Origin of the sequence: Nocardia sp. CA-145437, from assembly GCF_050956485.1 — a bacterium.
Lineage (GTDB): Bacteria > Actinomycetota > Actinomycetes > Mycobacteriales > Mycobacteriaceae > Nocardia.
The window spans coordinates 5,013,852-5,039,761 of sequence record NZ_CP191204.1; the positions used below are offsets into that span (position 1 = coordinate 5,013,852).

Here is a 25,910-nt window from a genome sequence, read left to right on the forward strand (position 1 = left end):
ACGTGGTCAGCGGGGGGCGTCGGTTTCGGGGGCTTCGAAGGGGACGACCGGGCCGCGGGGTGCGAGAGGCTGGGGCGCAGCGGAATTGCCGGGGTACGGGCCGTAGAGGATGGCGGAACCGTATGGGGGCGGGGCGATGACGGCCGGTTCGGGACGCGGGCCGCCGAAGGGCAGATATTCGCCGGTGCCCAGATCGTCGGAGGTGCTCAAGGCGGCCAGCAGGAGGATCACGACGGCGGCGGCGAGCGGCTGGGCGATGAGGGCTGCCCAACCCTCCACGGAGGGAGCGAATTCCACGATGGTGTGAATGGGCGGGTGGGTCGGCCGGACGTGACGCTGTTCGGCCACCGCCTCGCCGACCACCTTGGTGAGGAACGCGCCGACCGCGGAACCGAGGATGATGCCGGTCAGCAGGACCGGGCCCCGCACCCGCCGCCAGCGCCAGGCCGCGACCGTGCCGAGCACCCCGAGCACGATGCCGATCAGCACGTAGATGGCGAGCGCGTCGAAACGGTGCAGGCTCTCACCGGTCAGGGCGGTGCCGCGGTCGGGTTCGACCACCAGCAGTTGTTCCGCCGGAGCGAGATACGCCCAGGCCACCCCGGCCAGGGCGCTCACCGCGGCGAGCGCGGCACACACCGCCGCCGCCGCACGCACTTCCCGCATCAATACCTCGACGCGTAGTCCGCCCGGCTCGGCGGCGAATGTGGCTGCCACTAGCGGTGTTCCAGGCTCGTGGAGTCGAGCACCCCGTGGCGCGAGCACTTGGCCCACCAGCCGTCGGGGCTGACCTGCACGATCATGCGGCGACCGCATTGCTCACAGAAGCGCGGCGGCTCCAGGCCCAGGGCCGCAGCGGGGGGTACCGGATCGTCCAGCCCCGGCACGACTCGCTTGCCCGTGAAAGGGTTGTAGCGCTCCTCGATGTCCACGACCACCTCGATGGATCCTTCGCGTATCGAACTCGGCGGGTAGATCAGGTCCAGGGGACAGTCGGCCCCCGTACCCCTACCGTACGAGACGGGTTCGGGGCCTATGCCCCGAACCCCCTTTTTTATCTCAGTGGTTTTCGCTCAGAGGGTTTCGTTGAGCGCCTTGATCGGCATCTTCAGCTCGCCGAGCAGATCGATGTCGGACTCGGCCGGGCGGCCCAGGGTGGTCAGGTAGTTGCCGACGATGACGGCGTTGATGCCGCCCAGGATGCCCTGCTTGGCGCCCAGGTCGCCGAGGGTGATCTCGCGGCCGCCGGCGAAACGCAGGATGGTGCGCGGCATGGCGAGGCGGAAGGCGGCGACGGCGCGCAGCGCGTCGGCGGCCGGGAGCACCTCGAGGTCACCGAAGGGGGTGCCCGGGCGCGGGTTGAGGAAGTTCAGCGGCACCTCGTCGGGCTCCAGCGAGGCCAGGTCGGCCGCGAATTCCGCACGCTGCTCCAGGGATTCGCCCATGCCGAGGATGCCGCCGCAGCAGACCTCCATACCGGCCTCGCGCACCATGCGCAGGGTCTCCCAGCGCTCGTCGTAGGTGTGGGTGGTGACCACGTTCGGGAAGTGCGAGCGCGCGGTCTCCAGGTTGTGGTTGTAGCGGTGCACGCCCATGGCGGCCAGCTGGTCCACCTGCTCCTGGTTCAGCATGCCCAGCGAGCAGGCGACCTGGATGTCGACCTCGTTGCGGATGGCCTCGACGCCGGCGGCGACCTGCGCCATCAGGCGCTCGTCCGGACCGCGCACCGCGGCCACGATGCAGAACTCGGTGGCGCCGGTCTTGGCGGTCTGCTTGGCCGCCTCCACCAGCGAGGGGATGTCGAGCCAGGCGGCGCGCACGGGCGACTGGAAAAGGCCGGACTGCGAACAGAAGTGGCAGTCCTCGGGGCAACCGCCGGTCTTGAGCGAGATGATGCCCTCGACCTCGACCTCGGGGCCGCACCACTTCATGCGGACGTCGTGCGCCAGGCCGAGCAGCTCCTCGAGCCGCTCGTCGCCGAGCCGCAGGACCGCGAGGGTCTGCTCCTGGGTCAGGCCGACGCCGCGCTCGAGCACCTGCTCGCGAGCGATGGCGAGAATGTCATCGCCTGCGTTGGTACCGGCTTCGGTGGTGACGGCTACCTGGGTCATGTCCGCGGGAATCCCTTCGTCCGGCCGTGTGACCGAGCAACTTGAACGGTGTTCAGGGTAGGCTAGCAGCCCGGAACGTGAGCCGGAACACGAGAGGGTCGGAATCTTCAGTGCAACTCCATCGCACGGACGTGGTCGACGGGGCCATCGCCATTCTCGACCAGTACGGGCTGGCGGATCTCACCATGCGCCGCCTGGCCACCTCGCTGCACGTCCAACCCGGTGCGCTGTACTGGCACTTCCCCAACAAACAGGCGCTGCTCGGCGCGGTCGCCGACCGCATTCTCGCGCCCATGGACGAACCGGTCCGGGCCGAGGAATGGTCCAAGCAGATGGCCGAACTCGCGCACCGGCTGCGCGAGAGCCTGCTCGCCTACCGCGACGGGGCCGAACTGGTCTCGGCCACCTACGCGTCCCGCCTCACCACCAGCAAGGGCCGGGAACGACTGGCCAGCGCCGCGATTCGCGCGGGCATGACGCGCGAGGAGGCCGAACTGGCCGCCTACACGCTGCTGTACTACGTGCTCGGGCAGACGGTGGACGAGCAGTCGCGCATCCAGATGGATTCCGCGGGCGCGCTCACCGAGGAGAACTCGCCGCTGTACGACATGCCCGACGCCACCGCGCGATTCGACTTCGGGTTGCAGCTGTTCGTGAGCGGCGTGCGACATCTGCTCGGTTCGCGAATCCGCTGATACGCGCGATCGACCGCGAATCGAGTTTCGGCGCGGGCGGATCGGGGCCGGACCCCGGGATGTACCGACCAGTCGGAACCGGCGAAGGTTCCGGACGGTAGGGTTCCCCTCGTCGATATCGGCGGGTGCGGGAATCCGGTGGGAATCCGGAGCGGTCGCGCCACTGTGAGCACCGGATCCCGGTGCGAGTCAGACCTCCCCCGCCGCGCAACACTCTGGAGAGGCCGCGTCATGCCCGAGGAGCTACCGCGATGAGCCGCGCGCGGACCTCGCTCGCCCTGCCCGTCATGGGGGCGCTGCTGGTCGTGGCCATGATCGTCGCGACGGGCTTCGGCGCGGAGACGATCCCGGTGCGCGAGGTGCTCGGAGTCCTGCGCGACCGGCTGACCGGGACCGCGCACAGCGATCTGGGGCTCGACACCATCGTGTGGCAATTGCGGGTGCCGCGAACCGTTCTCGCCGCCATCGTCGGCGCGGGCCTGGCGGTCGCCGGGGCGGCCATGCAGACCCTGGTCCGCAATCCCCTCGCCGACCCCTACCTGCTGGGCGTCTCCTCGGGCGCGGGCGTCGGCGCGGCGGCGGTCATCACCTCCGGGGTGTTCGCCGGAGCCGGACTCTGGGCGCTCTCGGCGGGCGCGCTCGCCGGGGCCTTCGCCGCCGCGGCCGCGGTCTTCCTCATCGCCGTGGCCCAAGGCGGCCTCACGCCACTGCGTCTCGTGCTCACCGGCACGGTGCTGGGCTCGGCCTTCGCCGCCTTCAGCAGCTACCTGATCTTCCGCAGCAGTGACCCGTCCGCCGCGCAGTCGGTGCTGTTCTGGCTGCTCGGCAGCCTCTCCGGCGCGGACTGGACCCGAATCCTGTTGCCCGGCTGCGTGGTCGCGGCCTGCCTGACGGCCCTGCTGCTCGCCGCCAACTGGCTCGACGCGCTGAACCTGGGCCCGGACACGGCCGCTTCCATCGGAGTTCCGGTGCGCGAGTTGCGCATCGCTCTCTTCGTCCTGCTCGCGGTCCTGGTCGGCGTCCTGGTCGCGGTCTCCGGCGGCATCGGCTTCGTCGGCCTGGTGGTCCCGCACGCCGCCCGCCTGCTGGTCGGGCCGCGCCACCGCGTCCTACTGCCCGCGAGCGCCCTGTGCGGCGCCACCTTCCTGGTCGTCGCCGACGCCGCCACCCGAGTCCTGGTCCGCCCCACCGAGATCCCGGTCGGCGTCCTCACCGGACTCATCGGAGCCCCCGCCTTCCTGCTCCTCATGGGCCGCCGCACCTACCGATTCGGCACCGCATGAGGCCCGGCCACCCGGACAACGCCGCTCCGGAGACCTCCGAGGCCATCGCCGCAGCGGACCGCCGCGACGCGCTCACGACGAGCGGGCCGAGCAGCCGCGACCTCCCGGCCCCGAATGCCCTGGCGCCACGACAGCGCCGGCGTGGGTGGCGGAACAGCGCGATGCGGCGACACCACCCGGCCGCGGAGAGCCCCGGCGCGCTCCAGGTGTCAGCGCTGGCCTGCGCGGCGGGGCGACGCACGGTTGTCACGGACGTCGACTTCACGGTGTCACCGGGCGAAACGGTGGGAATCGTCGGGCCGAACGGTGCGGGCAAGACCACGCTGTTGCGGACGCTGGCGGGTTTGATCACGCCCGCCGCGGGCGAGGTCGTGGTGGATGGCCGTCCGGTGCACCAGGTTTCGGCCCGGGAGCGGGCCCGGCTGGTGGGTCTGGTCGGGCAGGACGAGGTGCCGCCCACCGATCTGCTGGTCGGTGAGCTGGTGGCACTGGGCCGAACGCCGTATCTGCCGCCGTGGGGTGCGGGCGGCCCGGGCGAACGGGCGGCCGTCGAACGGGCATTGCGCCAGGTGGATCTGGCCGGGTTCGAGGCGCGCGCGGTGGGGCGGTTGTCGGGCGGCGAACGGCAGCGGGTGCTGCTGGCGCGGGCGCTGGCGCAGGACACGCCGGTGCTGCTGCTGGACGAGCCGACCAATCATCTGGACATCACCCATCAGCTCGAATTGCTGGCGCTGACCAGGGAATTGGCGCGGACCGTGGTGATGAGCCTGCACGATCTCACCCTCGCGGACCGGTTCTGCGATCGGGTGCTGGTGCTGGACGCGGGCCGGGCGCGCCCCCTGGAACCTCCCGGCGCGGCGCTGCGCCCCGAAGTACTCGCCGAGGTGTTCGGCGTACTGGCACGCCGGGTGCCCGACCCGGACTCGGGCGGCACGCACCTCGTGATCACCGGACGAAAGGCGAACTCGTGAACAAGATCCCGGCACGCACCATCCGGACCGATGCGGCACACGCGGCGCGAGGGGTTCGTCACGACCGGGCGGGCGGCGACCGGCGCCGGACTTCGGCCGTGGTCGCCCGCGGCGCCCGGCGAGCGCTCGCGGTGGCGGCCGTCGCCGGGGCTCTCGCCGCGTGCGGGTCGCCGCAGGCCGCGACCGGCAATCTGACGGTGCGCAATTGCGGTGTGGACCAGCAGTTTCCGTCGCCCGCCCAGCGGATGTTCGTCAACGACGGGAATCTGATCTCCATGGTGCTCGCGCTGGGGGCGGCGGAGCAGACCGTCGCGGTATCGAGCCTGAAGCGGGACGCCGACACGCTGCGCAAGCATTACGGGGACGGAGTCGATCGGCTGAATTCGGTCGCGCCGGACTATCCCTCGCGGGAGACGGTACTCGCGCAGCGGCCGGACGTGATGGTGGCGGGCTGGAACTACGGGTACTCGGAGTCGGCGAATCTGACGCCGGAATCGTTGCGGGCGGCCGGGGTCGCGCCGTACGTGCTCACCGAGAGCTGCCGCCGGCCCGGCGGCGAGCGGGGCGTGGTGGACGCCTGGACCGCGCTGCGCACGGATCTGACCGCGCTGGGCGCGATCACGGGGCGCGCGGACCAGGCCGCGCGGGTCACCGGGGATCTGGATCGCCGACTGTCCACGCTGCTCGCCGCGCCGCAGCCGGAGCGGCGGCCGACGGTGTTCCTGTTCGACAGCGCCTCCGACACGGTCTTCTCCAGCGGGCAATACGGTGCGCCGCAGGCGATCCTGGAGGCGGCGGGCGCGCGCAACGCTCTCTCGGATGTGGCCGACACCTGGACGGCGGTGTCGTGGGAGCGGCTGGCGGCGGCCGACCCGGACGCCATCGTGTTCGTCGACTATCCGCCGCAGACCTTCCAGCAGAAGGTGGATCTGCTGCGCGGCAAGCCGGGCATCCAGAATCTGCGGGCGGTCACACAAGGCCGGTTCCTGAACCTGCCGTACGCGCTGTGGACCAGCGGGCCGTTGAACATCGACGCCGCCGAGCAGGTGCGGGCGCAGCTGGAACGCTGGAACCTGGTGCCCGCCTCGGGAATTCGTCCGGCCGCCGACGACGCGGTGCGCTAGGGCCGACGACGCGGTGCGCCAGGGCCGACGACGCGTGGCGCCAGGCCGACCGCGCCGATCGCTGAGCCGACCACGCGGCACGTCGACGCCGATCGGCTCAGTGGCCGGCCGCGGCCGCCCCGGACTGCTCCCGCCACAGCTGCCGCACGAACGGCACCACCTGCTGGTCGATGACGGTGTTGTACTCCTGCGGCCGTTCGATCGGGTTGGCGTGCCCCGTGGTTCGTGTGGTCACCACCAGCAGGGTCCCGCGCACCCCGCCGACCCGGTCGATGAGCACCTGGTGCGAGTACTCGACGTCCACCACCGGATCGTCGTACGGGTCGTGCGGCCGGATGAACACGATGGCCGGGCGGGGTTTGCCCGCCGCGGGTTTGGCCAGCGCCCGCAGGTCGTCGACCGCGCCGCCCGCCACGATGGCCTTGAACTGCGCCTCGATCAGCCCGTTGCTGGCGGCGTCGGTATTGAGGATCTTGGAGCGCAGCACGTCGTCGACCGCGCGCCGGAACTCGCCGCCGCGGATCACGTAGCGCCCACCGACGAAACGGTCATGGCGCGCATACACTTCCACGACCAGCCGCAGCATCCGGCTCTCCCGCGCCCCGGGCACCCAGCCCATCCAGCGCAGCATCTCCTCGCCCTGGTCGCGGCTCTCGGGCCGCACCGCGTTCAGATCCACCGGCGTGCAGTCCAGGATCACCGCCCGCACCCGGGTGCCGCTGTCCTCGTGCAGGTGCTTGGCGATCTCGAGCGCGATGACCCCTCCCATGCTGTGCCCGGCCAGCACCACGTTCGGCACCTTGGCGGCGTCGGTCACCTTCACGATGAGATCCGCGATCACCTTGGTGTCGATACCGGTGTTGTCGTAGCGGACCGCCCACACCGATCCCAGCCGCGACAGCGACGGCAGCGCCCGCGCGGTGTCCCCGGCGTCGAGCACGCCCAGCCCGACCAGATCGAAGACGGCGGTGTCGGTGGCCTGCAGTTCCGCGGGCGCGGCGATGGGCAGCACCGACGGTTCGGTGCGGGCCAGCCGATCCTGTTCGGGCAGCACGTCCAGGCCGATGTACTCGACGAACGCACCCAGCGCGACCAGCGGAACCAGGCCCAGTCGCAGGGCCAGCAGCCGGGCCCGCCGGAAGCGTCCCCAGCGCGCGCCGAGCCGGGTGGACCGCAGCCGGGCGCGCCGTCGCCGATCGTCGTACTCGGCGGCGCCGGACGGATGCGGGAACCCCGGCAGGGCCATCAATCCACTGTACGAATTTCCGGCTCGTCATCCAGGCTTGTGCCGCGCGTCATCTGCTGATAGCGCGCGCTTCACCCGCGCGTGCCGCGGCGTGGATCAGTGCCCCTCGGCGCGTTCGGCGAGGGTGGCGAGATTGTGCAGGGCCGTGCGGAAGCCGACCTCGTTGTCCTCCGGGGACAGCCCCGGGGGCAGATTGTCGTGCTGAGCGGTGACGCGGGTGCCGCCGGGCGCGTCGTCGAGTGTGTAGGTGACCGTCATCTCGCCGGTCAGTTCCGGATTGTCGGTCTCGAACTCGATGGTCTGCACCACCTCGCGGTCGGGGACGACGCGGGCGAAGACCCCGTGAAAGGTGTCGGTGTGCGGGCTAGTCTTGCCGGCCTCGGTGGGCAGGTCGTAGGTCAGTGAGATGCGGAACCGCCCGCCGACGCGGGCATCGAATTCGTGGACGCGGCTGGTCATTCCGTCGGGCACCATCCAGGTCCGCACCGAATGCGCGTCCAGGAGGGCGCGGAAAACGCTGGGACGCGGAGCACCGACGAACTTCTCGACTCGAGTGGAAGGCACGGGCGCCACCCTACGCCCGATGTGACCAAGATCACGACAGCCCCGGCGCATCCGCGCCCGCGTCCTCCGGCACGACCGGCAGCGTGCGGGTGGCCAGGGTGCCGCCGCCGGGCGCGGGAACCGGTGTCACCGAACCGGAATGGACCGCGGCCACCCACGCTCGTGAGGAATTCGTCAGTCCGGGCGGCCACCGGTCAGGGTCGCAGATACCGATCGGTCCAGTCCGCGTCGAACCAGCCGGGCGCGGCCGCGGTGAACTCGGGTCGGTCCCAGGCCCCGCTTCCGGCGGGCAACGAACCGACCAGGTCGACGCCGGTGACGGCGGGCAGATCGATGCGATTGCATTCGGAGGCGAGATCGGGTGCGGCGGGCCAGGATCCGATGACCAGGCCCGCGCAGTCGACGCCCGCCGCGGCCAGCGTGCGGGTGGTCAGCTCGCTGTGATTGAGGGTGCCCAGCCCGGCGGCGGCCACCAGCAGGACGGGGGCGCTCATCTTCTGGGCCAGGTCCAGCAGGGTGAACTCGCCCATACGCACCAGCAGCCCGCCGGCGCCCTCGACCAGGATCAGGTCGGCGTCGGCGCAGGACTCGATCCCGGCGACCGTCTCGGCCAGGGTGAGCAACGGCTGACCGCAGCGGCGCGCGGCGGTGTCGGGAGCCAGCGGGTCGGGATAGCGCGCGAATTCGAGGGTGCGGGTCACGCCGCTGAGCCGGGTGATGTCGGCCAGGTCGCCGGGTTCGCCGGGCGCCATGCCGGTCTGCGCGGGCTTGACCACCGCGACCTCGGCCCCGGCGGCGCGGGCGGTCGCCGCCAGCGCGGCGGTCACGATGGTCTTGCCGACATCGGTCGAGGTGCCGGTGACGAACAGCAGTGTCGCGGTCATACCGAAACGGCCTCCCGCCCACGGGCTTCGGCCAGGACCTCGCCGAGAACAGTGGCGATGGTGGCCAATTCGGCCTCGGTGAGATCGGCGCGCGCGGTCAGGCGCAGGCGCGAGGTGCCCTCGGGCACCGACGGGGGACGGAAGCAGCCGACGCTGAGGCCGCGCGCACGGCAGGCCTGGGCGGCGTCGAAGGCGACCTGCGCCTCGCCGAGCACGACGGAGACGACCGCCGACTCCGGGTGCCCGACACCGGCGATGCGGGCCAGGTCGGCGGCGCGGTCGAGGACCCGCTGGGCCATCTCGGGCTCGCGGCGCAGCAGTCCCAGCGCCGCGCGGGCCGCGCCGACGGCGGCCGGAGCCAGGCCGGTGTCGAAGATGAAGGTGCGGGCCGCGTCGATCAGATGCGCGCGCACCCGCTCGCTCGCCAGCACCACACCGCCTTGCGCGGCAAAGGCTTTGGAGAGGGTCGCGGTGATGATCAGGTCCGGTTCGCCGGCCAGCCCGCACTCGTGCACCAGGCCGCGGCCGCCGTCGCCGCGCACACCCAGTCCGTGCGCCTCGTCCACGATCAGGACCGCGCCATTGGCCCGGGTGACACGATGTAGCTCGGTCAGCGGCGCCAGGTCGCCGTCGGCACTGAACACCGAATCGGTGAGCACCAGCGCGCGTTCCTCGGTGCGCTGCGACAGCAGCCGATCCACGGCCGCGGGATCCTTGTGCGCCGCGATCTCCACCCGCGCCCGCGACAACCGGCAGGCGTCCACCAGGGAGGCGTGACTGCCCTCGTCCGAAACCACCAGCGCCCCACGTCCGGCCAGCGCGGTGACCACGCCGAGGTTGGCGGCGTAGCCGGAGGCGAACACCAATCCGGCTTCCGCGCCCACGAATTCGGCGAGTTCGCGCTCGAGCTGCTCGTGTTCGACGGTGGTCCCGGTGACCAGTCGCGAACCGGTGGAGCCGGTGCCCCAGTACCGCACCGAGGCGACCGAGCCCTCGACGACCTCGGGGTGGCGCACAAGCCCGAGGTAGTCGTTGGAGGCCAGGTCGATGCTCGCCGCGTCGGAGGTGCGGGGTCGCAGTTCACGGCGCAGTCCCGCGTCCACGCGTTCGGCGGCGCGGGTGTCGAGCCACTTCAAGGGATCGGCAGTCACAGCTCGGAAGCATACTTGAACGCCGTTCAGGAGGCCATGGGTGTCGGTGGACGGCGCTATGCTGGAGGATCGTAAGGAGGCTGCGCGATGCCACGATGGGCAATAGTGGTCGAGCAGACGACCGGCTTCGGCGACTCCAAAACCTGGAGTCCGAAGATCCTCACCGAGGTGGTGGGAACCCGCGAACAAGCTCTCGCCAAGGTCCCTGACCTCGTCTCGAAATTCATTCCCGATCATCCGAAGTTGATCAGCCGCCGCACGATTCTGCGCGACGGCGACACCTTCATGCTGATCGCACGTGGCTGGTCCGATGACTATCACTGCGTGTTCAAGGTCTGGGAAGTCCTGTCAGACAGCGACAATGCAGACAAAGCACGCGAGAAACGGGTCAACCGCTAGGAATTCGGCATCCCGGCGGTCGTTCAGGATCAGGCCGCGGCAGCCGCGAGCATGGCGGCGGTGATCCGGCGGACGTCCTCCGAGGTGCTGATGAACGGGGGCATGGCATAGACCAGGTTGCGGAAGGGCCGCAGCCAGGCTCCCGCGTCGACGGCGGCGTGCGTCGCCGCGCGCATGTCCACCGGGTGGTCGAGCTCGATCACCCCGATGGCACCGCGCACCCGCACGTCGGCGACGCCGGGCAGGTCCCGCGCCGGGGCCAGACCGGAGTTCAGCTCGGCCTCGATCCGGGCGACCTCGCCCCGCCAGTCGCGCGAGAGCAGCAGTTCGATCGAGGCGACCGCCACCGCGCAGGCGAGGGGGTTGCCCATGAAGGTCGGGCCGTGCATGAGACCGCCGTGCGAGCGGCTGATGGCCTCGGCGATCTCCGTCGTGGTCAGGGCGGCGGCCAGGGTCAGGTAGCCGCCGGTGATGGCCTTGCCGACGCACATCACGTCGGGGCGGACGCCGGCCTGGTCGGCGGCGAAAAGTGTTCCGGTGCGGCCGAATCCGGTGGCGATCTCGTCGAAGACCAGCAAGACGTCGTGTTCGTCGCAGAGGCGGCGCAGTTCGGTCAGGTAGCGGGGGTCGTGGAAACGCATGCCGCCCGCGCCCTGCACCACGGGTTCCACGATGACGGCGGCCAATTCGTGGGCGTGCTCGGCGATGGTCCGTTCCAGTTCGGCGACGTACTCCGGCCGGAAGTCCGCGGGGGGCGCGCTCGCGAAGATCTGCGGGACCAGCACGTCCGACCACAGCGAGTGCATGCCGCCCTCCGGGTCGCACACACTCATGGGGGTGAACGTGTCGCCGTGGTAGCCGCCGCGCCAGGTCATCAGCCGATGCTTCCCGGGCCGGCCCAGCGCGCGCTGGTACTGCAGGCACATCTTCACCGCGACCTCGACCGACACCGAGCCGGAGTCGCAGAGGAACACCTTGTCCAGCCCCTCGGGGGTGAGCTCGACCAGCAGTCGCGAGAGCCGCACGGCGGGTTCGTGGGTGAGCCCGCCGAACATGACGTGACTCATCCTGCGCGACTGCGCGAGCAGCGCCGCGTCCAGCACCGGGTGCTGGTACCCGTGCACGGCCGCCCACCAGGAACTCATGCCGTCCACCAGTTCCCGGCCGTCGGCCAGGGTGAGCCGGGTGCCCGACGCCGAGGCCACCACCAGGGGTTCGGTGCCGGCCGGGAAGCCGCCGTAGGGATGCCACACGTGGGCGGCGTCGAGGGCGGTGATTTCGGCGGGCGACAGCGCGGCCGATGCCGTCAGGGGGTCGGTCAATGCCACAGGTGGTCCTTCGAGCAGCGGGCTTGAACGGTGTTCAAGTTACCAGAACCGCCGTACGACCCGGCAGGCGCGGGCCGATAGGGTTCCCGGTATGGCTCCCGCGACTCCCGGCACCACCGGGCTCGGTGTCTGGCCGGGGACCGCCTATCCCCTGGGCGCGACCTACGACGGCGCCGGGACGAACTTTTCCGTGTTCTCCGAGGTGGCCCGGCGGGTGGAGCTGTGTCTCATCGACGCCGAGCACCGGGAGACCCGGATCGAGCTCGAGGAGGTCGACGGGTACGTCTGGCACGCCTACCTGCCCGGGATCGGCCCCGGGCAGCGCTACGGATTCCGGGTGCACGGCCCCTTCGAACCGGCCGAGGGCCTGCGCTGCGATCCGAGCAAACTGCTGCTCGACCCGTACGGCAAGGCGTTCGAGGGCGACTTCGGCACCGCCATCGCGCCCTACAACTACGGGCAGAACTCGCTCGGGCACACCATGACCGGGGTGGTCATCAACCCCTGGTTCGACTGGGCCGACGACCGCGCGCCGAGACGGCCGTACCACGAGACGGTCATCTACGAGGCGCACGTGAAGGGCATGACCGTCACCCACCCCGAGGTGCCGCCGGAACTGCGCGGCACCTTCGCGGGCATGGCGCACCCCGCGATCATCGACCACCTGCGCGGGCTCGGCGTCACCGCCGTGGAACTCATGCCGGTGCACCAGTTCCTCGACGACCGCATCCTGCTCGACCGGGGACTGCGGAACTACTGGGGCTACAACAGTTTCGGCTACTTCGCACCGCACCGCGGCTACGCCGCCGGCGCCTCCCCCGCCGCCGCGGTCACCGAATTCAAGGCCATGGTGCGCGCCTTCCACGCCGCGGGCATCGAGGTGATCCTCGACGTGGTCTACAACCACACCGCCGAGGGCAACGAGTTCGGGCCGACCCTCAGCTTCCGCGGCCTCGACAATGCCGCGTACTACCGTCTGGTGGACGACGATCCGCAGCACTACATGGACTACACCGGCACCGGCAACAGCTTCAATATGCGGCATCCGCACGCGTTGCAGCTGATCATGGATTCGCTGCGGTACTGGGTGCTCGACATGCACGTGGACGGCTTCCGATTCGACCTGGCCGCCACCCTGGCGCGCGAATTGCACGACGTGGACCGGCTTTCCACCTTCTTCGACCTGGTGCATCAGGATCCGGTGGTGAGTCAGGTCAAGCTGATCGCCGAACCCTGGGATGTCGGGGAGGGCGGCTACCAGGTCGGCAACTTCCCGGTCGCCTGGACCGAATGGAACGGCAAATACCGTGACACCGTGCGGGATTACTGGCGCGGGCAGCCGGCCACCCTGGGCGAGTTCGCGTCCCGGCTCACCGGCTCCTCGGACCTGTACGAGGCGACCGGTCGCCGGCCCAGCGCCAGCATCAACTTCGTCACCGCGCACGACGGGTTCACCCTCGCGGACCTGGTGTCCTACAACGAGAAACACAATGACGCCAACGGCGAGGGCAACCACGACGGCGAAACCTACAATCGCTCCTGGAACTGCGGCGTCGAAGGCCCCACCGACGACCCGGAGATCCTGACCCTGCGGGCCCGGCAGCGCCGCAACCTGCTCGCCACCCTGATGCTCTCGCAGGGCACCCCGATGTTGTTGCACGGCGACGAGTTCGGCCGCACCCAGCACGGCAACAACAATGTCTACTGTCAGGATTCGCCGCTGTCGTGGATGGACTGGACTCGCATGGACACCGAGGCCGAGCTGCTCGAATTCACCAGGCGCACCGTCGCCCTGCGCGCGGCGCACCCGGTGTTCCGGCGGCGGCGCTTCTTCGATCCCGCGCCCGCGCCGGACGGGCTCGGTGACATCGCCTGGTTCACCCCCGGCGGCGCGGCCATGACCGACGCCCACTGGGAGACCGGTTTCGCGCGCTCGCTCGCGGTGTTCCTCCACGGCGACGGCATCGGTGAACCGGGCCCGCGCGGGCAGCGCGTCACCGACGACTCGTTCCTGCTGTGCTTCAACGCCCACGACGAGGCCCTCGACTTCACTCTGCCCGACGCCCGGCACGGCGACACCTGGACGGTGGCGCTGGACTGCTCCACCCCGACCGGCGAACCGGCAGGCAGCGACCCGCACGGCGCGTCGTCCACGCTGCAAGTGCCCGCACGCTGTCTCGTCGTGCTGCGCCGTACGGCATGATCGGTAGCGACATGACCAGCTCGCCCGAACACACCACCGGACCCATCGCCCGCCAGATGCCCGTGCGCAGCACCTACCGCCTGCAGCTGCGGCCCGACGCGCTCACCTTCGCCGACGCGCGCGGTATCGCCGAATACCTGCAACAGCTGGGCATTTCGCACCTGTACCTGTCGCCCGTCATGAGCGCGGCCCGCGGCTCCACCCACGGCTACGACGTCACCGACCCGACCACGGTGTCGGCGGGACTGGGCGGGCCGACCGGGCTCAAGGCGCTCGCCGACGAGGTGCGCAGCCGCGGTATGGGGCTCATCGTCGACCTGGTGCCCAACCACGTGTCGGTCGCCGATCCGCGGCAGAACCAGTGGTGGTGGGAGGTGCTGCGGGACGGCAAGGACTCGCCCTACGCCACCTGGTTCGATATCGACTGGACGTCCGGCAACGGCGCGGGCGGGCGGATCGCGCTGCCGGTGCTGGCCGGGGAGAACGATCCGGCCGCGCTGACCGTGGACCGATCCGGGCCCGAACCCATGCTGGCGCTGCACGATATGCGCTTCCCCATCGCCCCGGGCACCGACGGCGAGAACGCGCTGCGCATCCACGACAAACAGCACTATCGGCTGGTCAACTGGAAATCCGGGCTGTGCGGGTACCGGCGCTACTTCACCGTCGGCGGGCTGGCCGCGCTGCGCCAGGAGGACCCGGCGGTCTTCGAGGCCACCCACCGCGAACTGGCCGCCTGGTGCGAGCACGACCTCATCGACGGTGTGCGCGTGGACCATCCCGACGGGCTCGCCGAACCCGCGCAGTACCTGCGGCGATTGCGGCAGCTGATCGGGCCGCAGCGGCTGCTGCTGGTGGAGAAGGTGCTCTCCAACCGTGAGCCCCTCGACGCCACGCTGCCCATCGACGGCACCACCGGCTACGACGCGCTCGCCGACATCGGCGGGGTGCTCATCGACCCGGACGGGGAGAAGCAGCTCACCGATCTGTCGCGGCAGTTCACCGGCCACGGCAGCGACCGGGCCTGGTTCACCGAGCAGGAGCATCGGATTCGCCGCGCGGTCGCCGAGACCATGCTGGTGCCGGAGGTGCGGCGGCTGGTCGCGGCGGTCAAACGCGATGCCCGCGCCGACGTGTTCGACACCATGGCGCTCACCAACGCCGCCATCGAGGTGCTGTCGTTCATGCCGGTGTACCGCACCGACTACGCGCCGCTGGCCGGGATGGTCGGCGCGGTGGTCGCGGAGGTGACGCGCCGCAATGCCGAACTCACCGCGCCGCTGCAGGTGCTGGTGACCGCGCTCGCCGTGGGTGGCGAGGCCGCCACCCGCTTCCACCAGGTGGGCGGGGCGATGAGCGCGAAAGCGGTGGAGGACACCATGTTCTACCGCGCCGCCCGGCTGGTGTCGCTGCAGGAGATGGGCGCCGATCCGGCCCGGTTCGGCTGCTCCCCCATCGAATTCCATCTCGCCAACGCCGAGCGCGCCGCCCGCTGGCCCGCGACCATGACCGCGCTGTCCACCCACGACACCAAGCGCGGCGAGGACGTGCGCGCCCGCATCGGCATGCTCTCGCAGGTGCCCGACATCTGGGCGCGGTCGGTCAGCACCTGGGAGGAGATCGCACCCGGGCCCGACGGCGCGACCACACTGTTCCTGCTGCAGAACATGTTCGGCGTGTGGCCCGCCGACGGACGGCCCGCCGCGAGCGTGCCCGGGCTGCGGGAACGGCTGCACCAGTTCGCGGAGAAGGCAGTCCGCGAGGCGGGCACCCAGTCCTCGTGGGAGGAACCCGATATCGAGTTCGAGACGGCGGTGCACCGCTGGATCGACGCCGTCATCGACGGACCGGTCGGCTCGGAACTCGGGGAATTCGTCAACGATCTCGCCATCCACGCCTGGACCGACTCCCTGGCCCAGAAGCTGCTGCAGCTGTGCGGCCCCGGCATCCCCGACATCTACCAGGGCTGCGAACTGTGGGAGGACTCGCTCGTCGACCCCGACAACCGCCGCCCGGTCGACTTCACCCACCGCTCCCTGCTGCTCCAATCCCTCACCGGCACCCCCGATCTCGACCCCACCGGCGCGGTCAAGATGTGGATCGCCGCCTACGCGCTGTGGCTGCGCCGCGAACGCCCCGACTGCTTCGTCGGCGGCACCTACACCCCCCTGTTCGCCTCGGGCGACCGCGACCACCACCTGCTCTCCTACGCCCGCGGCCGCACCGGCGAAACCCCCGAGATCATCGTCGCCGTCACCCGCCACAGCATCCGCCTCGACGAGGCCGGCGGCTGGGGCGACACCGTCCTCGACCTCCCCCAAGGCCACTGGACCGACCGCCTCACCGGCCACACCTTCTCCGGCCGCGCCCGCCTCGAAAAACTCTTCGCCCGACTCCCGGTCGCCCTGCTGGTGCGCTGACACCCGACCCACCCAGCTACCGCGAGAACCGCGGCGGCCTCGTCGGTCCGCAGCCTCGAAACCGACTGCGCGGCCAGCGGCTCGGGCACACCACAGCCGCAGCCCGCGGAGATCGGCCATACCAGGGCTGCCGAGGTCTGCGATCCGACCACTCCGTAATAGGCGGAGGCGCGCTGCTCGCTCTGGTTCTCAGATACCGACTGTGCGGCAGGGGGGTTGGGGGGTACCGTCGCCGGCGGTGACGGGCCAGGTCATGGCGGCGGAGGTTTGCGGGCCGAACACGCCGTCCTTGGTGACGGCGTGGCGGTCCTGCGCGGCGAGCACGGCGCGCTTGGTGTCCGGGCCGAAAACCCCTTCGGTATCGTTGATCACGGCGCTGTAGCAGGCACGCAGCGCCGCCTGCAAGGTCTGGACACCCGTCAGCGGGCCTTGGGCGGCGTCCTTGGTGGAGAGAATGCACCGTCGACCGCCGTCGGCTGTGGCGGGGACGATGACGTGCAGGCCGGGGGCCACCGGCACCGGAGCGGAGTTCAGGCAGCGCGCGGTAATGGGCGGCGGCGTGGTCGCAGCGCTCGTGCTCCCATCCGACCCGGAATTCCCATGCAGGACACCGGCGATCACGGCCGCCCCGGCCACGGCGCCGACCGCGGCCGTGACAGCGATGCGCCACCAGGCCGATCGGCGCGGCTCATCCGGTCCACCCCGCCCCGAACTCCCGAACCCGCCGGGGTGCTCCGGCTCGTCGTCCCAGAGCGGATCCACGCCTTCGTCGGCCGAATCGCTGACGCGAGTACGTGTCGGATCGGCCTCCGCGTCATCGGTCGACCGCGCCACGCTCCCCCGGGCCCGCGCGGCGCTCGGGTCCGCATGCCGGAGCGGATCGGCGTCCACCGGTGCGTCAGTGCCGACGACCGATGGTCCGGCACCGTTCTCGCCGTGCGGCCCAGCAGCATTCGGGCCCCGGCGGCCGATCGGATCCGCCTCCGGCGGGCCTGCGGTGCTCGCGTCCACGGTCTGCGCCGAATCGGCGGCCAGCAGGCGGGCCATGTCGGCGTCGAGGGACTGCGCGGGTGGCGATTCGGGGCGGACCGGGCTCGATTCGGTGGGGGCGGTGTCGAGTACGGCCGAGCGGACGAGGGGGGCCGGGATCGCCGGGCGGGAGAGCGGGTCGGAGTCGCGCAGGCGCAGGGCGGCTTCCGCGGCGGCGGCCAGGGCGCCGCAGCCGGGGTAGCGGTCGGCCGGTTGCCAGGCGGTGGCCTTGGCCAGCACCACGCCGAGCAGACCGGGCAGGCTCGGATCCGTTGCGGGGATCGGGATCTCGCGCGGAAGGTGGCCGGTGGTGAGCTGGTAGAGGGTGACGGCCAGGGCGTGGACGTCGGCGGGCGGACCGACGGTGCGGCCCGCGCACTGTTCGGGTGGGGCGTAGGGCTGGGAGAAGGCCCAGCGGCCGGTGGCGGTCTGGGTTTCCTCGGCGGCGAGGCTGCGGGCGATGCCGAAGTCGCCGATCAGGACCCAGTCCGCGCCCGCGGTGCCGGTGGTACGGAAGATATTGGCGGGCTTGACGTCCCGGTGGACGACCTGGTGGGCGTGGGCGTAGTCGAGGGCGGCGGCGACGTCGGCGACCATGCGGACCGCGCGGTCGGGGTCGATGCCGAACGGGTTGGCCTCGATGAGATCGGCCAGGTCGCCGCCAGGGACGTACTGCATGGCCATCCACAGCGTGCCGTCCGCGTCGCCGAAGTCCTTGACGTCCACGATGTTCGGGTGTTGCAGATTGGCCACCAGCTGCGCCTCGCGGCGGAACTGGGCGGTGCCCGCGGTGCCGGTCTTCATGGGGGTGAGCAGTTTCAGCGCGACGGGCATGTCCAGCGCCCGATGCCGGGCCAGGTAGACCGTGCCCATCCCGCCCGCGCCGAGCCGGCGCTCGATGACGTATCCGGCGAAGACCGACCCCGCGGCCAGCTCGGTTGCGTCCACCGTCCGCGCACCTCCTCCCGGAGCCCGCCGATTGGAGGAGGATAGCGCCGTCACGCCGGTCCGGCAGCCCATTATCAAGCGGCGGATTCCGCCGACCCGCTCCCCTCGTCGATGCTGACCGGATGCCGGGGCAGTGGAACCAGGTCGATGGACTCGATCAACTCCGGCGGGACCGGACCGGGGCGGCGCTCGCACCAGCGCCGAATATTGGCCGGGCGGTAGCCTTTTCGATCCCCGACGGTGGAGGCCAGGAAGCTGTCCTGGTCGCCGGGCTGCAGCAGTTTGCGCCACGAGTCCCAGTAGAAGCGCGGGCTGCGCCAGGCGGTGGTCATGCGGGCGACATTGAGGATGCGGAAGCCCGGGCTCAGCGAATCGTGCAGGTGCGGGGCATCGAACGGGCAGCCGCGCAACAGGTCGTCGAGTCGATCGTGGTCGAAGGCCAGGCCCTCGGCCTCGGCTTCGGCGATCATCCAGCGCAACGGGATGTCGGACAGGCCGCAGTCGGCGTAGCCGCCGCCGATATCGCAGTGCACGCCCTCGAACCAGACCTGCTTCACCCGGTCGGGCCGGTCGGCGTAGAGCCCGCGCTGCTCGTCGGGGACCTCCCACAGGCAGGGTGAGAAGGCGCGCCGCCGCTCGTCGATGGCCAGTGCCTGCCGCGCGCACCGCACGATGTGCGAGAGCCGCACATCGTGGAAGCGGTGCAGGCGCGCCGTGATGCCGGGGACGCCCATCGCGCCCACGGTGTCGAAGACACCCAGGAAGTTGATGGTCGGGGCCTCGGGGTGGGAGTTCCGGGCGCGGAACTCGGCCCATTCGGGCGGGTCCGGGTCGTCGGCGTGCTTCTTGCGCGTCCGGTAGATCTTCAAGGCCTTGGGGTACCGGCCGCCGATCATGGCCTGGTAGGTCAGGATGCCGAGCCGGTTGATCATCCCGGCCAGGCTGCGGGCGGTGTACGCGCCGCGGCTGAAGCCGAAGATGTAGATCTCGTCGCCGGGTTCCCAGTTCAGGGCCAGCTGCCAGTAGGCGGCCGACAGGTTGGCCTCCAGGCCGAGCCCGAAGGCGCCGCCCATGAGCTTGTCGGACATGAAGCCGCGGGAGCCGGGTCCGGGGACATAGTTGATGCGCTGGCCGACGCGGTTCCCGTCCTGATCCGTCCCGGTCAGCCGGACCGTCTCGGCGATCTTCACGATATTGGACACCGCCGAGTTCGATTCCGCCTGCCAGGTGCCGTCGCAACACACCACGAGTCGTTTCATGAACGTCAGCCTCCCGTTCTGACCGTCCGGTTTCCTGCGTAGCGAACTACTCGAATAATCGCCGCCCCGCCGCACGGCCGTTAACCGTGTGCGCGCCCCAGGAATCCCCGCACCAGCGCCGTCGACACGCTGGGTTCGGCCCGCGATCGGTCATGAATCGTTCACCATCGGCCTGGCACCGTGAGCCCGTGTCCCACCGCAGCGCACCTTTCCGCGCATCATCCACGGCTCGGCGGCGGGATATCCGCCGCACGCCTGAGAACCCCACGGGGGCAACCGGTCCCGTGTGATCCGGACGAGGGGTCGGATCACACGGGTCACCGGGTCAGGTCAGGTACCGGTACGCGGGCGAGTTCGGGTCCAGCCGCTGGCCCTGGATCGGCGAGGCCTCCAGCCGCGCGATCAGCGGCTCCAGGCAGTCCGGGCTGCCCAGTTCGATGCCGACCAGCGCGGCCCCGGTCTCCCGGTTGTTGCGCTTGACGTACTCGAACAGGGTGATGTCGTCGTCGGGACCGAGCACCTCGTCGAGGAAGCGGCGCAGCGCACCGGGCTCCTGCGGGAAGTCCACCAGGAAATAGTGTTTCAGGCCCTGATGCACCAGCGAGCGCTCGATCACCTCGCCGTAGCGGGAGATGTCGTTGTTGCCGCCCGACAGCAGGCACACCACCGTCGAGCCCGGTTCCACGTCGATCTCACGCAGCGCCGCCACCGACAGCGCGCCCGCCGGCTCGGCCACCACGCCCTCGTTCTGGTACAGCTCCAGCATGGCCGTGCAGATCGCGCCCTCGTCCACGTGCATCATGCGGAAAGTGCCCGCGCCGGACTCGGTTTCGGTGCTGGTCAGTAAAGGCAGCGAGGCGTGCGAGCGGACCAGGCCGCCGAAGCGCGACACCGCGGTGTAGGGCACCGCGCCGATCCGGCGCACGGCCGCGCCGTCCACGAACGGATCGATCTCGGGGAGCGTGACCGGGCCGCCCGCCACCAGCGCGGCGGTCATCGACGCCGCGCCCGTGGGCTCGACACCCAGGATCGCGGTCTGCGGCGACCGCTCGCGCAGATAGGTGCCGACCCCGGCCAGGCAGCCGCCGCCACCCACCGGCACGATCACCAGATCCGGTGCGCGGCCGAGCTGTTCGAGGAATTCGGCGGCGATGGTGCCCTGCCCGGCCGCGGTGCGCGGGTCGTCGAAGGGCGGGACCATGGTGGCCCCGGTGCGGGCCACATCGTCGGCGGCGGCCGCGGCGGCCGCGTCGTAGGTGTCGCCGACCGCGATGAGTTCCACGAATTCCGCGCCGTGCACGCGGATCCGGTCGCGCTTCTGCTTCGGGGTGGTGCGCGGCACGTAGATGCGCCCGCGCACGCCCATCGCCTTGCACGCGAAAGCCACGCCCTGGGCGTGGTTTCCGGCGCTGGCGGTGACCACGCCGGCGGCCTTCTCGTCGTCGGTGAGCTGCGCCATCAGGTTGTAGGCGCCGCGCAGCTTGTAGGACCGGACGGCGGTGAGGTCCTCACGCTTGAGGTAGATCTCCGCGCCGGTCAGCGCCGATAGCCTCGGAATCCGCTGCAGCGGCGTCGGCTCGATAATGTTCGAAATTCGCTTGGCAGCCGCGTCGATCTCGTCCGCCGTCAATTCGGGCAGCGGACCGGACACTTTCTCTGCTACAGCAAGCGGATCAGACACCCGAACATGCTAGCCGGGTGCGTGCGTCCCGGTGGAGGCAGCGCCCATTTCGGGGCCGCCTCCGGGATCGGGACGGCGTGTCAGGCGCGTGGCGTGAGGACGAACAGCGGGATCTCCCGGGTCGTCTTCTTCTGATAGGAGTCGTAGTCGGGCCATACCTCGGCGGCCCGCTTCCACCACACCGCCTTCTCGTCGCCGGTGACCTCGCGGGCGTCGTAGTCCTTGACCACGTCGCGGTCACGCAGTTCCACGTGCGGGTCGGCCTTGATGTTCCAGTACCAGACCGGATGCTTGGGTGCGCCGCCCAGCGAGGCGACCACCGCGTACTCGCCGTCGTGCTCGACGCGCATGAGCGGGGTCTTGCGCAGTTTGCCGGACTTGTTGCCGCGGGTGGTCAGCAGGATGACCGGCACACCCTGCAGGGTGGCGCCCGTGGCTCCCCCGGAGTTCTCGTACTTCTCGGCCTGCTCGCGTGCCCAATCGGACGTGCTGGGTTCGTACTCTCCGTGAAGTGGCATACGACCAGCAACGGCCCGGGCTCGTGTGTTGTTCCCGACAGAAAGTTTCGGTTGCCCGAACTTTGGTTCGACGTCTACCCTGACCATATGGCAGTGGTTCACCCTACGGACACCGAACGCGCGGTCGCGCGCGTCGCGGCCGTGGATATCGCCGGGACGGCGTGGCCGGTCTACAAGCTGGAAGCCTTGTTCGCCGGTGTGGTGGTCGCCCTGACCCTCGCCCTGATCACCGGGTCCGCGCAGGCCGCGGTGCTCGGCGCGGCCGTGATCGCGGCCCTGCGGTGGATCGCCGGTTCCATCCGGCGCTGATCTCGATCCGGAATTCCCCGGTTTCGAACCGGACGTCAATCCGTTTGGTCGGCCCACTCATACGGCCCACTTCTACCCATCAACCGGATCGCACCGCTGAATCAGATGGGGGCACCACGCGCGCGGCACTGGCCACCAGTGCCCTGCCCAACGGCAACCTCGGGGCGATCCGCCGGGCAGGGGTGGGTGAACGCCGGCCCGTGCCGGTCAGCCGGCCAGGCAGCCCGGGCCGAGCAGGGCTTTGAGGTCGCCCATGAGGGCCGAGGACGGCGAGACGCGCAGGTTGTCGGCGACCTTCAGTTTGGTGGTGCGGTCGCGGGAACCGACGTGTTTGATGTGCACGTCCGCGGTGCCGGGGTGGCGGGACAGGACGCGCTTGAGTTCGCCGATCTTGTCGGGGGTGCACAGGCGGGTGGGGATCACGACCTGCAGCGGCTTGTCGACGCCGATCGAGGAAAGATCCGGCACCACAAGGTCGTTGGCGATCAGCGAGACCCGGTCGTCGCGGGCGTTGACGCGGGCCTTCACCAGCACGATGGCGTCCTCGGTGACGTCCATGCCGTAGACCGAGTAGGACTGCGGGAAGAACAGCACCTCGATGCCACCGGTCAGATCCTCGAGCTGCGCCGAGGCCCAGGGCAGGCCGTTCTTGTTCACGCGGCGGGTGACATTGGCGAAGATGCCGCCGATGGTGACCTGCGAACCGTCTTTGACGTCGCCTTCGAGGATGGCCGGGATATTGGTGTCCGACTGCGCCGTCAGCACGTGCTCGACGCCGTTGAGCGGATGCCCGGACACGTAGAGGCCCAGCATCTCCCGCTCCAGGGCGAGCTTGTGCTTGGTCTCCCATTCGTCGTCGGGGACCTTCACATTGAAGACGCTCGCGATCGAGTCGTCACCCTCGTCCAGGCCGCCGAAGAGGTCGAACTGGCCGATGGCCTCGGCCTTCTTGGTCGACATGCAGGCGTCGATGGCGTCGGAGTGCACCAGCAGCAGACCCTTGCGCGGATGCCCGAGCGAGTCGAAAGCGCCTGCCTTGATCAGGGATTCGGTGACCTTCTTGGTGCAGGCGATGGCGTCGATCTTGTTCAGGTAGTCGGAGAAGTCGGTGAACTTCGACTTCTCCTTGCGCGCCGCGATGATCGAGGCCACCACGTTCGCGCCGACATTGCGGACCGCGCCCATGCCGAAGCGAATGTCATTGCCCACCGAGGCGAATTCGAGTTCGGACTCGTTGACGTCGGGCGGCAGCACCTGGATGCCCAGGCGGCGGCAGTCGGCCAGATAGACGGCGGCCTTGTCCTTGTCGTCACCGACGGAGGTGAGCAGACCGGCCATGTACTCGGCGGGATAGTTGGCCTTGAGGTAGGCGGTCCAGAACGACACCAGGCCGTAGCCGGCGGCGTGCGACTTGTTGAACGCGTAGCCGGCGAACGGAAGAATGGTGTCCCACAACGCCTTCACCGCGGGCTTGGAGAAGCCGTTGGCCACCATGCCCTCCTCGAAGCCCTCGAACTCGGCTTCCAGGATCTCGGCCTTCTTCTTACCCATGGCGCGACGCAGAATGTCTGCTCGACCCAGCGAGTAGCCGGCGACCTTCTGCGCGATCTGCATGATCTGCTCCTGATACACGATCAGGCCGTAGGTATCACGCAGGATGTCCTTCAGCGGCTCTTCCAATTCGGGGTGAATCGGCTTGACCTCTTGCCGCCCGTTCTTGCGGTCGGCGTAGTCGTTGTGCGCGTTCATGCCCATGGGGCCGGGGCGGTACAGCGCGAGCACGGCGACGATGTCCTCGAAGCCGGTGGGCTGCATACGGCGCAGCAGATCTCGCATGGCGCCACCATCGAGCTGGAACACGCCGAGAGTGTCACCGCGCGCGAGCAATTCGTAGGTGGCGGCGTCTTCCAGCGGCAGGGTGTCGAGGTCCAGGTCGATGCCGCGGTTGGCCTTCATGTTGACCAGGCAGTCACCGATGACCGTCAGGTTGCGCAGACCCAGGAAGTCCATCTTCAGCAGGCCGATGGCCTCACACGACGGGTAGTCCCAGCCGGTGATGATGGCGCCGTCCTGCGCGCGCTTCCACACCGGGATCGCGTCCGTCAGCGGCTCGGACGACATGATCACGGCACAGGCGTGCACACCGGCGTTACGGATCAGACCTTCGAGACCGCGGGCGGTTTCGTAGATCTTGTTGACGTCCGGGTTGGTGTTGATGAGCTCGCGGACCTCGGCGGCCTCTTTGTACCGCTCGTGCTCCGGGTCCATGATGCCCGAGAGCGGAATGTCCTTGGCCATGATCGGCGGCGGCAGCGCCTTGGAGATCTGGTCGGCGATCGCGAAGCCGGGCTGGCCGAACTGCACGCGGGCCGAGTCCTTCAGCGCCGCTTTGGTTTTAATCGTACCGAAGGTGATCACCTGGGCGACTCGGTCGCTGCCCCACTTGTCGGTGGCGTAGCGGACCATCTCACCGCGGCGGCGATCGTCGAAGTCGATATCGATATCGGGCATGGACACGCGCTCGGGGTTGAGGAAGCGCTCGAACAGCAGACCGTGCGGAATCGGGTCGATGTTCGTGATGCCCATGGCGTAGGCGACCAGCGAGCCGGCCGCCGAACCACGGCCCGGGCCGACATTGATGCCGACCGAGCGGGCGTAGGTGATGAGGTCGGCGACGATGAGGAAGTAGGCGGGGAAGCCCATTTCGTTGACGACGCCGATCTCGTAGTCGGCGCGGGTGATGTAGTCGGCCGGAACGCCGTTGGGGAAGCGCCGATCCAGGCCGCGCATGACCTCCTTGCGCAGCCAGCTGGCCTGGGTCTCGCCCTCGGGCACCGGGAAGATCGGCATGCGGTCGCGGTGTGCCCAGACGTCGTCGTAGGACTGGACACGCTCGCCGATCAGGACCGTGTTGTCGCACGCGCCGGGGACTTCCGCGTCCCAGATGGCGCGCATCTCCTCGGCGGACTTGAGGTAGTAGCCGGAGCCGTCGAACTTGAAGCGGGTCGGATCCGAGAGCGTCTTGCCGGTCTGAATGCACAGCAGCGCTTCGTGATTGCCCGAGTCGTGCTCGTGCACGTAGTGGCAGTCGTTGGTGGCCAGCGGCGGGATGCCCAGCTTCCTGCCGACATCGAGCAGGCCCTCACGGACCCGGCGTTCGATGGACAGGCCGTGGTCCATGATCTCGAGGAAGAAGTTCTCGGGACCGAAGATCTCCTGCCACTTGGCGGCGGCCTCGAGGGCCTCGCGCTCGTGGCCCAGGCGCAGGCGGGTCTGCACCTCACCGGACGGGCAGCCGGTGGTGGCGATGATGCCCTCGGCGTGCTCGGCGATGATGTCGGCGTCCATCCGCGCCCACTTGCCCAGCTGGCCTTCGATGGAGGCGAGGCTGGACAGCTTGAACAGGTTGCGCAGACCGGTCGCGTTCTCCGCGACCATGGTCATGTGGGTGTAGGAACCCGAACCGGAGACGTCGTCGCCCTTCTGCGACGGGTCGCCCCACAGCACGCGCTTGGTGTTGAACCGGGACTCGGGCGCGATGTAGGCCTCGATGCCGATGATCGGCTTGATGCCCTGCTTCTTGGCGGAGTTGTAGAACTCCGAGGCGCCGTACATATTGCCGTGGTCGGACATGCCGACGGCGGTCATTCCCAGCCGGGTCGCCTCTTTGAACAAGGGCGTGATCTTCGCCGCGCCGTCGAGCATCGAGTACTCGGTGTGGTTGTGGAGATGGACGAATGATCCCGACGAGGCTGACACCCGGACATACTATGCGGCCCCACCGACG

At 70.0% G+C, this 25,910-nt stretch carries 22 protein-coding genes and 1 riboswitch; of the genes, 8 read left to right on the forward strand and 14 right to left on the reverse strand.

Annotated features, from left to right (window positions below; translation table 11 throughout):
• Window positions 1-6: 6 nt before the first annotated feature.
• From ACQPYY_RS23380 to bioB, 3 genes are all read right to left on the reverse strand, one after another.
• On the reverse strand, window positions 7-717 hold the full coding sequence (locus ACQPYY_RS23380) for a DUF2567 domain-containing protein (RefSeq protein WP_433590995.1): 711 nt from the start codon (window positions 715-717) through the stop codon (window positions 7-9).
• Complete coding sequence (locus tag ACQPYY_RS23385; RefSeq protein WP_213561023.1) at window positions 717-932, reverse strand: hypothetical protein; 216 nt, start codon at window positions 930-932, stop codon at window positions 717-719. The genes ACQPYY_RS23380 and ACQPYY_RS23385 overlap by 1 nt, the downstream gene beginning before the upstream one ends.
• Before the next feature lie 141 nt (window positions 933-1,073).
• A complete protein-coding gene (gene bioB, locus ACQPYY_RS23390) occupies window positions 1,074-2,111 on the reverse strand; it encodes a biotin synthase BioB (RefSeq protein ID WP_357095183.1) in 1,038 nt (345 codons plus the stop codon).
• Between the two features lie 110 nt (window positions 2,112-2,221).
• Between bioB and ACQPYY_RS23395 the strand changes: the two genes are divergently transcribed.
• The 4 genes from ACQPYY_RS23395 to ACQPYY_RS23410 all read left to right on the forward strand — a co-directional run bounded on the left by ACQPYY_RS23395 (window position 2,222) and on the right by ACQPYY_RS23410 (window position 6,184).
• Window positions 2,222-2,806, forward strand: coding sequence for a TetR/AcrR family transcriptional regulator C-terminal domain-containing protein (locus ACQPYY_RS23395; RefSeq protein ID WP_379106372.1), 585 nt, complete (start codon window positions 2,222-2,224; stop codon window positions 2,804-2,806).
• A gap of 83 nt (window positions 2,807-2,889) precedes the next feature.
• Window positions 2,890-3,023: riboswitch (cobalamin riboswitch) on the forward strand.
• A gap of 34 nt (window positions 3,024-3,057) precedes the next feature.
• A complete protein-coding gene (locus ACQPYY_RS23400) occupies window positions 3,058-4,089 on the forward strand; it encodes a FecCD family ABC transporter permease (RefSeq protein ID WP_379106374.1) in 1,032 nt (343 codons plus the stop codon).
• The gene (locus tag ACQPYY_RS23405) at window positions 4,086-5,060 is read left to right on the forward strand and encodes an ABC transporter ATP-binding protein (RefSeq protein WP_433590996.1); all 975 of its coding nucleotides are present in this window, start codon (window positions 4,086-4,088) and stop codon (window positions 5,058-5,060) included. The genes ACQPYY_RS23400 and ACQPYY_RS23405 overlap by 4 nt, the downstream gene beginning before the upstream one ends.
• A 98-nt stretch (window positions 5,061-5,158) precedes the next feature.
• Entirely contained in the window at window positions 5,159-6,184 is a 1,026-nt protein-coding gene (locus ACQPYY_RS23410) for an ABC transporter substrate-binding protein (RefSeq protein WP_433594710.1), read from the forward strand.
• A gap of 97 nt (window positions 6,185-6,281) precedes the next feature.
• Here ACQPYY_RS23410 and ACQPYY_RS23415 read toward each other — a convergent pair whose 3' ends face one another.
• The 5 genes from ACQPYY_RS23415 to ACQPYY_RS23435 all read right to left on the reverse strand — a co-directional run bounded on the left by ACQPYY_RS23415 (window position 6,282) and on the right by ACQPYY_RS23435 (window position 10,029).
• Window positions 6,282-7,430, reverse strand: coding sequence for an alpha/beta hydrolase (locus tag ACQPYY_RS23415; RefSeq protein WP_433590997.1), 1,149 nt, complete (start codon window positions 7,428-7,430; stop codon window positions 6,282-6,284).
• 96 nt (window positions 7,431-7,526) lie between these two features.
• Window positions 7,527-7,994: an SRPBCC domain-containing protein gene (locus ACQPYY_RS23420; protein ID WP_379106380.1), complete on the reverse strand. Its 468-nt coding sequence runs from the start codon at window positions 7,992-7,994 to the stop codon at window positions 7,527-7,529.
• A gap of 31 nt (window positions 7,995-8,025) precedes the next feature.
• Complete coding sequence (locus ACQPYY_RS23425) at window positions 8,026-8,148, reverse strand: hypothetical protein (protein WP_433590998.1); 123 nt, start codon at window positions 8,146-8,148, stop codon at window positions 8,026-8,028.
• 40 nt (window positions 8,149-8,188) lie between these two features.
• Window positions 8,189-8,878, reverse strand: coding sequence for a dethiobiotin synthase (bioD, locus tag ACQPYY_RS23430; RefSeq protein WP_433590999.1), 690 nt, complete (start codon window positions 8,876-8,878; stop codon window positions 8,189-8,191).
• Window positions 8,875-10,029, reverse strand: a complete 1,155-nt coding sequence (locus ACQPYY_RS23435) for an 8-amino-7-oxononanoate synthase (RefSeq protein WP_433591000.1) — start codon at window positions 10,027-10,029, stop codon at window positions 8,875-8,877. Before ACQPYY_RS23435 ends, bioD begins: the two co-directional genes overlap by 4 nt.
• A gap of 105 nt (window positions 10,030-10,134) precedes the next feature.
• On the opposite strand from ACQPYY_RS23435, the gene ACQPYY_RS23440 reads away from it, so the two are divergent.
• Window positions 10,135-10,428: a hypothetical protein gene (locus ACQPYY_RS23440; protein ID WP_379106386.1), complete on the forward strand. Its 294-nt coding sequence runs from the start codon at window positions 10,135-10,137 to the stop codon at window positions 10,426-10,428.
• Window positions 10,429-10,457: 29 nt separating this feature from the next.
• Here the strand turns inward: ACQPYY_RS23440 and ACQPYY_RS23445 are convergent, their stop codons facing one another.
• Entirely contained in the window at window positions 10,458-11,750 is a 1,293-nt protein-coding gene (locus ACQPYY_RS23445; RefSeq protein WP_433594711.1) for an adenosylmethionine--8-amino-7-oxononanoate transaminase, read from the reverse strand.
• Window positions 11,751-11,847: 97 nt separating this feature from the next.
• On the opposite strand from ACQPYY_RS23445, the gene glgX reads away from it, so the two are divergent.
• Window positions 11,848-13,959, forward strand: a complete 2,112-nt coding sequence (gene glgX / locus ACQPYY_RS23450) for a glycogen debranching protein GlgX (RefSeq protein WP_433591001.1) — start codon at window positions 11,848-11,850, stop codon at window positions 13,957-13,959.
• Window positions 13,960-14,015: 56 nt separating this feature from the next.
• The gene (gene treY / locus ACQPYY_RS23455) at window positions 14,016-16,379 is read left to right on the forward strand and encodes a malto-oligosyltrehalose synthase (RefSeq protein WP_433594712.1); all 2,364 of its coding nucleotides are present in this window, start codon (window positions 14,016-14,018) and stop codon (window positions 16,377-16,379) included.
• Between the two features lie 189 nt (window positions 16,380-16,568).
• Here the strand turns inward: treY and ACQPYY_RS23460 are convergent, their stop codons facing one another.
• The 4 genes from ACQPYY_RS23460 to ACQPYY_RS23475 form a co-directional block, all read right to left on the reverse strand.
• A complete protein-coding gene (locus ACQPYY_RS23460) occupies window positions 16,569-18,356 on the reverse strand; it encodes a protein kinase domain-containing protein (protein WP_433591002.1) in 1,788 nt (595 codons plus the stop codon).
• A gap of 74 nt (window positions 18,357-18,430) precedes the next feature.
• Window positions 18,431-19,615, reverse strand: a complete 1,185-nt coding sequence (locus ACQPYY_RS23465) for a DUF2235 domain-containing protein (RefSeq protein ID WP_433591003.1) — start codon at window positions 19,613-19,615, stop codon at window positions 18,431-18,433.
• Between the two features lie 325 nt (window positions 19,616-19,940).
• Window positions 19,941-21,296 carry a threonine ammonia-lyase IlvA gene (gene ilvA, locus ACQPYY_RS23470; protein ID WP_433591004.1) on the reverse strand — a complete coding sequence of 452 codons (1,356 nt, stop codon included), beginning with the start codon at window positions 21,294-21,296 and terminating at the stop codon, window positions 19,941-19,943.
• Window positions 21,297-21,376: 80 nt separating this feature from the next.
• A complete protein-coding gene (locus tag ACQPYY_RS23475; protein ID WP_379106395.1) occupies window positions 21,377-21,814 on the reverse strand; it encodes a nitroreductase family deazaflavin-dependent oxidoreductase in 438 nt (145 codons plus the stop codon).
• A gap of 87 nt (window positions 21,815-21,901) precedes the next feature.
• On the opposite strand from ACQPYY_RS23475, the gene ACQPYY_RS23480 reads away from it, so the two are divergent.
• Window positions 21,902-22,123, forward strand: coding sequence for a hypothetical protein (locus ACQPYY_RS23480; protein ID WP_379106397.1), 222 nt, complete (start codon window positions 21,902-21,904; stop codon window positions 22,121-22,123).
• A gap of 207 nt (window positions 22,124-22,330) precedes the next feature.
• Here the strand turns inward: ACQPYY_RS23480 and dnaE are convergent, their stop codons facing one another.
• Window positions 22,331-25,882, reverse strand: a complete 3,552-nt coding sequence (gene dnaE / locus ACQPYY_RS23485) for a DNA polymerase III subunit alpha (RefSeq protein WP_433591005.1) — start codon at window positions 25,880-25,882, stop codon at window positions 22,331-22,333.
• Between the last annotated feature and the right edge of the window lie 28 nt (window positions 25,883-25,910).

What these genes read in the sequence shown, in the direction of transcription:
- ACQPYY_RS23415 (WP_433590997.1), bottom strand. Translation starts at nt 7,430, where the DNA reads ATGGCCCTGCCGGGGTTCCCGCATCCGTCCGGCGCCGCCGAGTACGAC.
- bioD (WP_433590999.1), bottom strand. Translation starts at nt 8,878, where the DNA reads ATGACCGCGACACTGCTGTTCGTCACCGGCACCTCGACCGATGTCGGC.
- treY (WP_433594712.1), top strand. Translation starts at nt 14,016, where the DNA reads ATGCCCGTGCGCAGCACCTACCGCCTGCAGCTGCGGCCCGACGCGCTC.
- glgX (WP_433591001.1), top strand. Translation starts at nt 11,848, where the DNA reads ATGGCTCCCGCGACTCCCGGCACCACCGGGCTCGGTGTCTGGCCGGGG.
- ACQPYY_RS23475 (WP_379106395.1), bottom strand. Translation starts at nt 21,814, where the DNA reads ATGCCACTTCACGGAGAGTACGAACCCAGCACGTCCGATTGGGCACGC.
- ACQPYY_RS23400 (WP_379106374.1), top strand. Translation starts at nt 3,058, where the DNA reads ATGAGCCGCGCGCGGACCTCGCTCGCCCTGCCCGTCATGGGGGCGCTG.
- ACQPYY_RS23405 (WP_433590996.1), top strand. Translation starts at nt 4,086, where the DNA reads ATGAGGCCCGGCCACCCGGACAACGCCGCTCCGGAGACCTCCGAGGCC.
- ACQPYY_RS23480 (WP_379106397.1), top strand. Translation starts at nt 21,902, where the DNA reads ATGGCAGTGGTTCACCCTACGGACACCGAACGCGCGGTCGCGCGCGTC.
- bioB (WP_357095183.1), bottom strand. Translation starts at nt 2,111, where the DNA reads ATGACCCAGGTAGCCGTCACCACCGAAGCCGGTACCAACGCAGGCGAT.
- ACQPYY_RS23465 (WP_433591003.1), bottom strand. Translation starts at nt 19,615, where the DNA reads ATGAAACGACTCGTGGTGTGTTGCGACGGCACCTGGCAGGCGGAATCG.